The organism is Mesorhizobium sp. M7A.F.Ca.CA.002.05.1.1 (assembly GCF_003998335.1).
GTDB lineage: Bacteria > Pseudomonadota > Alphaproteobacteria > Rhizobiales > Rhizobiaceae > Mesorhizobium.
The window spans coordinates 1-6,228 of the sequence record NZ_RZQI01000310.1; the positions used below are offsets into that span (position 1 = coordinate 1).

At 57.5% G+C, this 6,228-nt stretch carries 5 protein-coding genes; 4 read left to right on the forward strand and 1 reads right to left on the reverse strand.

The window, feature by feature from the left end; genetic code table 11:
* Positions 1–393 precede the first annotated feature (393 nt).
* Positions 394–2,487: a hypothetical protein gene (locus EN939_RS17010; protein WP_245473106.1), complete on the reverse strand. Its 2,094-nt coding sequence runs from the start codon at positions 2,485–2,487 to the stop codon at positions 394–396.
* Positions 2,488–3,856: 1,369 nt separating this feature from the next.
* Here EN939_RS17010 and EN939_RS17015 point away from each other — a divergent pair.
* From EN939_RS17015 to EN939_RS17030, 4 genes are all read left to right on the forward strand, one after another.
* Positions 3,857–4,186: a hypothetical protein gene (locus EN939_RS17015; RefSeq protein WP_081714433.1), complete on the forward strand. Its 330-nt coding sequence runs from the start codon at positions 3,857–3,859 to the stop codon at positions 4,184–4,186.
* Between the two features lie 72 nt (positions 4,187–4,258).
* Positions 4,259–4,501, forward strand: a complete 243-nt coding sequence (locus EN939_RS39125; protein WP_224570034.1) for a nodulation protein NopA — start codon at positions 4,259–4,261, stop codon at positions 4,499–4,501.
* 117 nt (positions 4,502–4,618) lie between these two features.
* Positions 4,619–5,509 (forward strand): SctD/MshK family protein, encoded by an 891-nt coding sequence (locus EN939_RS17025; RefSeq protein ID WP_127248571.1) that lies wholly within the window; start codon positions 4,619–4,621, stop codon positions 5,507–5,509.
* A gap of 232 nt (positions 5,510–5,741) precedes the next feature.
* Positions 5,742–6,228, forward strand: a 487-nt coding sequence (locus EN939_RS17030) for an FHIPEP family type III secretion protein (RefSeq protein WP_206528302.1), incomplete at its 3' end; no start/stop codon positions are given.

The window sequence follows — 6,228 nt, forward strand, 5'->3', positions numbered from 1 at the left end:
CGTGGGTGCTTGCGAGCGGATTGTATTCGGGCCGGAACTCCGCCTCTTGGATACGAGCTCTCCCGAATCCAATTTTCTCCACCACACCGTTGGGTCGTTGCGATGCGCCGATCCCGATCGGATCGGCTATGCCTGCTCCGCGCTCGCAGGAAGACCTTCCGCCTCGATCTTGGCGGCGCGATCTCGGCGATAAGTTGGATGGGAGGCAAGATACGCCGCCACGTCAACAGCAGGTAACGCGACATCGCAAATCGGCCCTGACGGTAGCCGATCGACTCCAATCGCCGGACCGCAACTCGCGCAGCGGCATTCGCGGTTTGGCCAGGAGAAATGCTCGCTGACTCACAGCGTGGCCGGCCGCATTCTGCCCTAGACCCCAAAGTACGTGCCCTGTCATGCAGCCTGCGCCGACGGGAGCTCGGCACGCGAATTGCGTGGTTGGCGGCCAAGCCCCGAGGTCAACAAAGACTTACAGAAAGCGGGGGTGAGTTTGCCGCGATGAATTATGACCTTCTCGCGACCGGACCTAGCATCGGCTTCCTCTCGCTCTCGATTGTAGCCGCGCTGTTCGTTGGATTTAACGTGGCAAGCGGTGAATTCGGAATCAGCCAGCCCTTCTAAGTTTCTGGCCAAGACGGGGCGACTCGTGTGGATGTGCACCCACATCGGGCTCGGCATCGCACCATTGACCAGCATCTTGGGCTGCAGCTTCATCTCAAACAGCTTTCCTGGCTCGCCACGCAGCGCGACCGGTGCCTCCGGCGGCATCAATTCGTCGGCATTGCACAAATGTTCCAGGTATTTTTGCGCCGGAAATGCGTAGGTCTTCATGCAATCAGTCGTAATGCCGGCTTTTCCTTCATTCAATGCGTTGGCCTGTCCCAGCACCATGTTCAGCAACCCTTTGAGCTGGTCTGTGCGTTCGTGCACTTTGGGTAGCTGGGTGGAGGTGAGTAGCAGGCGTACATTACGCCCGTGCAACCCGGCGAGACAGGTTTGCATCTCAATGGCCTGGGCTCGCAGGTACTGGGCCACATCGTCCACGACCTTACCGGCCTCCTCAGGCTTCATCTGGCGCACTTGGGAGACGACGCTTTGCTGACCGGCCAGATCGAACTGCAAAAGTTCGTCCAATCGTTTGAGCCGCTCCGTCAATACCTCCATTGACAACGCGGCGCCCCCGATTGTCGAGCCTGCCCCCGACGAACTCGCAGCCACCTCTTGCGCTCTCACCTGTGTACTCGCAACTTGATCCGAGCGCGCGAGAACCTTGGCTGCTGGCACTGTGCCGGCGTTCGAAGCGACTGGTGTTGATGGCTGCCCGGCGGCAGAAGTCCCGGCGCGAGCTGCCGACTTATGCTTTGACTTCCCTTTCCTTCGCGCTGTAGTGCCTTCTGACACTGCAGCCGTACCAGCAGTGTCAGCCGGTATCGCAGCGCCTGCCCTGGCCGGCATCGCAGCGCCCGCCTGGGCCTGTGGCGCCATGATGGCTGACGGCGGAGACTGCAGGTTCAACAAGTGCATGGCATCGTGCGCAGTGATCCATGCATCGTCCACGATCCGTTCGAACAGTTTCAATGGGAGGCCGGCATCTGGGTAGGTATGGCTTAGCTTGGTATGCACCTCGTGCAACGCCAATCCAAAATCCGAAAGCCGCTCCATGATTTTTTCTACAACCGCGCAATCATGAGCGTTGAGTGTTTTGCCATCCATTATGCCCTTCGCCAAAGAGAGGGCGCGAAGAGCTTCTTGAGCGGCGCTTGCCATCAGCTGCACCACTCCATTTCGACCGACGAGGAGTTCCTTCAAATCTGGCTCGAACCTGCTCGCCCGCAGTTCAATCTTGGCCCGCGCAAGACCGATCCGCTCACGGACCAGCCAGATCCTGACACTCAGTACCGAGCCGGCACGCAGCCGCAGTGCGCACCGCTCGGCTTCCCGCATCACGGGCGTTCCACTGGATAGGCTAGCGGTGGCAGCGCAGGCGGATCGCTGTCGTTCGGAGCGCCATGCCTTTTTTTCCCACCACTTAATTGCCGCCGTATGGTGGTTCTCCACATTTAAAATCAACAGCTCCTGCCGGTCCGCCTGGGAGTAGGAGTAGAGTCTATCGACCATACCTGCCGCTATCTTGGTCTTTTCGTCCAATTTCGTGATCGTCGACAGGCCAAGTTGGTCTACTTCATTCGCGGCGTCGCACACGATCTGGCAACATCTACGCACCTTGTCGTCTGGCATAATTGTCTGCGCCTCAGCCGCAGGCAGGCTAGCGCGGTACTCCAGAATTGCTGAGGCTGCACCGACGACCCGACTGATCAGCTCCACCGCCTCCTCGGGAACGTCGGTTTTCCTGGCCGCAGCCTCGCAATCAGTCAGTTGTTGAACAAGACTGTTCATTCTGAGCTGTGTCGGACTGATATCTTCATTTGACGATGAGCTGGTGCCTTCCACCTGCGCGGTTGATAGTTGGCTACCGACCGGCGCCATGGCTTCGCCCTCAGACATGGAGGGAGAACCGCGCCGCCTTGCGGCTGCGCCACGTGGCGCTACGGTTCCGCGTGGTGGCGCAGCGGCTCCACGTGGCGGTGTGTTCAGGATTTGATCTTCGCCAATCGAGGCGCCTGGCAGACTTTCGCGGGCATCGCCTGGACCGCGCGCAACTGGAAGGGAGGAGGGCCTCCTATCGGCGTCCCCAGAGCGCATCTGCTCCACAACGGAATCGAATGACTGTCCACCTTCTCCCGCAGCAAGACTTGATTGCGAAAGGGAACTGCTCGCCCGCCCCGCGCGGCTGGCTCCAGTTTCAGCCTGCGATTTCCGTGGTCGGCCAATGCCCTTCATATTGCGTCTCCGTAGTAGGCGAGAATGTGCTGCTATTGTGCTGGCGGCTGACGAGACCAGCGGCATCTTTCGGTTAACGTCACGGTCAGCCAGACCCGCGACGGCGTAATGTTCCCGCCAAAGTGCTTCTCAGTAGCAGGCCAAGATTGGCCCGAGCTCACAGGACTTTCGCAACGTTGCCATCGATGTCCTGAGATTATCAGCGCTTCAGTCCGCCGATTTCCAGGAACAGCGAATGAAATCAGACCAACTCGGCCAGCTCCCCTTCCTAGACACGTGCCTGACGATTTTATTGATGCGTCACTCCTCTCGTTCGCCACCGACAAAGTCACACATTTGCTTCAGAGAAGCGTGTGCGTTGCGTATCGCGCGGGAAACCATTTCGATCTATAGTTACAAAAAGTGTCGAGACGGGACCTTTGGATCCGAAGGTCAGGCACGGCCGGCCTAGATAGACCGCTTGGCTGACGATTAGCTGACGATGGGAGTTCTCACGAACAGGGCAAGAAAATCCGACCGCTTCAAGCTTTCGATATGGTGAGAAGAGGATCCGCACCGGCCTCCCAAAGCCGGCAGACCATCCCATGTTCGTACGGTCGCCGACCTTCTCGAGGCCAATGAGCTCACCGCGCCGGGCCGTGATGTGCAGGCGAGAGAATGGTGATGCAAAGACCGAGTTCCTGCTCGTTGCGTGCGCCCGTGGAGCCAGCAAGAATACGGTCATTGCGGTCATGCAGCACGTGGACCGTGCCTCCTGTTCGACACCACAGCATCGAGATGCAAACCAGCTGCTGCGGCTGCCATTCGGTCGCGGCATGCGTGGACGGCGGGATTGGCCGAACAGCCGAGATCGTGGTCGACTGTTCGATGCGAGAGCAACATCCTGCAGAGCATACGGTTTTTGCGCTGGCCGGTTTTTGTCAAAAGCCGTCAGGTTCTCGAAAGCTCCCGCCCTTAGCTTGATCGAGGTTAACCTTTAACACGTCGCCGCCAATGGCAAATGCCGGAGTACCTGATGATAGCAGCAATTGGGAGTGGAGTTGGCAACCTCGGGACTTCCTTGATCCGAAAGGGCCATGGGGATTCGAAATCCGAGCATTCTGGTGATGGCAAGCCGGCTGATGGCAATGATGGCAAGCCAGCTGGTGGGAATGATGGCAAGGCAGCTGGCGGGAACGATCGGGCGGATAACCGGACCGTTTCAAATGATCAACTTCAAGACAACTCACAGTCTGCAGCACAAAGTGAAGCCTTCCAAAGTATCCTGCGATCGTTCGCGTTCCAATTCGCGAACGATGCGATGGCTGAGGCCGATGAAGCTTTGGATGACACAGAAGATGCCTGACGCGGGAAAATCCGGCGTGAGGTCATACAGGCCGTTATTGACGGCACAACTCCAACAGAAAAAGGAATGATCATGGCTGCAGTTGATAATAATAAAAAATCAGGCAATACCAATACCAGTAGCGCCGGCAATACCGATAAAACTAACAGTGGCACTCCCGGCAATACAAGCGGAGCTGATGCTACTGCTTTTCAGGCGCAAGTGCAGGAACTAACCAATGTTAGCTTGGAGGCGACGAAAAGGAGTGTCCAGTTGCGCACTCTAACGACCAATCTCCAGACCATCAAGAAGGCCGCCGACGAACGCGTTTCGTAATGTCGGAGGCGGGTTTTAGACTGCCCCTTAGCGCGTCTCCTTATTGACGCGACGTAGTCCCGAAATGAGCCGCATGGCAATTGCCATGCGGCTTCTATCCTGTTTGAGAGATGCTCTGTGGATGACGCCGTTTCCCTCCGTTTCGAAGTGCGTTCGGGGCACTATTGCGGTCTGACCGGCAAGACGGATCTTCAAAAGTGTTTAATCGGCAGCGGCTTCGATGCCGATTTGGTCTTTGTCGAGCAGGGACTGGCACCGCATCACCTTCGTGTAACTCTTCTTGGCAAGTCGATCGAACTGGAGGCGCTTGCACCCGGAATCAGTATCGAGGGCAACCGGAATATCGCCGCAGGCCAGTCCGTTGTTGTGCCCCTTCCTGTCGTCCTGCTCGTAGGCGAGATGTCCATTGCTTTGTCCGTGCAGGATGCAGAGCCGCCTGGTTCGACCGGCATACCGCGCCTACCGATCGGTGTGCTCGCCATGGTCATAATCAGCTCACTCGGGATCGGCGCGCTTTCAGGCACGATCTCCTATCTTGGCAATGCAAGTGGATCGAGCCCCAATTCACTTCGGGCTGAAGTCGCGTCCAGAACGATCAGTCACCGCGCTGACAATGAACTTACGGAGGCAGCGGCCCAAGAGCTGCAGGAGGAAGTCGATCGAGCGGGTCTTCTCGACGTCAAGATTGGGTCGGCAAAGGGTGTTGTGACCGCCGAAGGCACCGTCACGTCTGAATCGGTCATCAGCTGGCAGAAGCTTCAGCAATCGTTCGATCGTCGCACCAAGGGTACTCTAACACTGGTGAACGGAGTGCTCATCAAAGAGGAGAAGGCGCCATCCGCAATCGCGGTCGAAGCTGTGTGGCATGGGGTCCAACCATATATTGTCATCGACAGCGAGAAGTATTTTGTCGGCGCCATTTTGGCTGATGGATGGGTGGTCGAACGTATTGAGGACAGCCGTGTGCTGCTGAGCAGGAATGGCCGCATTGCTGCTCTCCAATATTGAAAGCTCGCAGGCCCCATCAAGCAGCACTCTATGGCCAGCCAAACATCCTGCCGCGCTCGGTGCTGACAAGCTGGCTGCGTTGGAAACATTTGCTGCCCAGCCATTTCGCGCCTGCTTGTGGCTCTCATGCAGGGTCACGCGCTGGCCAAGGCTGAGGCGCCTTCGGAGTTCGAAAGCCACGTTTCATGGCGTAACAGCAGAGTAAGTCTCAACCGATTGCAAAGGTGTCTCGATGGCCAACGTCCTGCGTGACTTCATCAAGCGTGCGCCGGCCAGCCCGGATTTAATGGTTGCGTTGATGCTGCTTCTGGCTGTCGCGATGATGGTCATGCCTATCCCGGTCGTGGTGGTCGACGCCCTGATAGGATTCAATATGGGGTTGGCCATACTGCTGATGATGGTTGCCCTGTATGTCAGTACTCCACTTGATTTTTCCTCTTTGCCCGGCGTTATTTTGATTTCCACTGTATTCCGTCTCGCGCTCACGGTCGCAACGACGCGACTGATTCTGGCCGAGGGGGAGGCCGGCAGCATTATTCATACTTTTGGCGATTTCGTCATTTCAGGCAATATCGTGGTGGGTTTCGTCATATTTCTGGTCGTCACCATGGTGCAATTCATGGTCCTCGCGAAGGGTGCCGAACGGGTGGCAGAAGTGGCGGCGCGTTTCACGCTGGATGCTCTGCCGGGCAAGCAAATGGCGGTCGACGCAGAGCTAC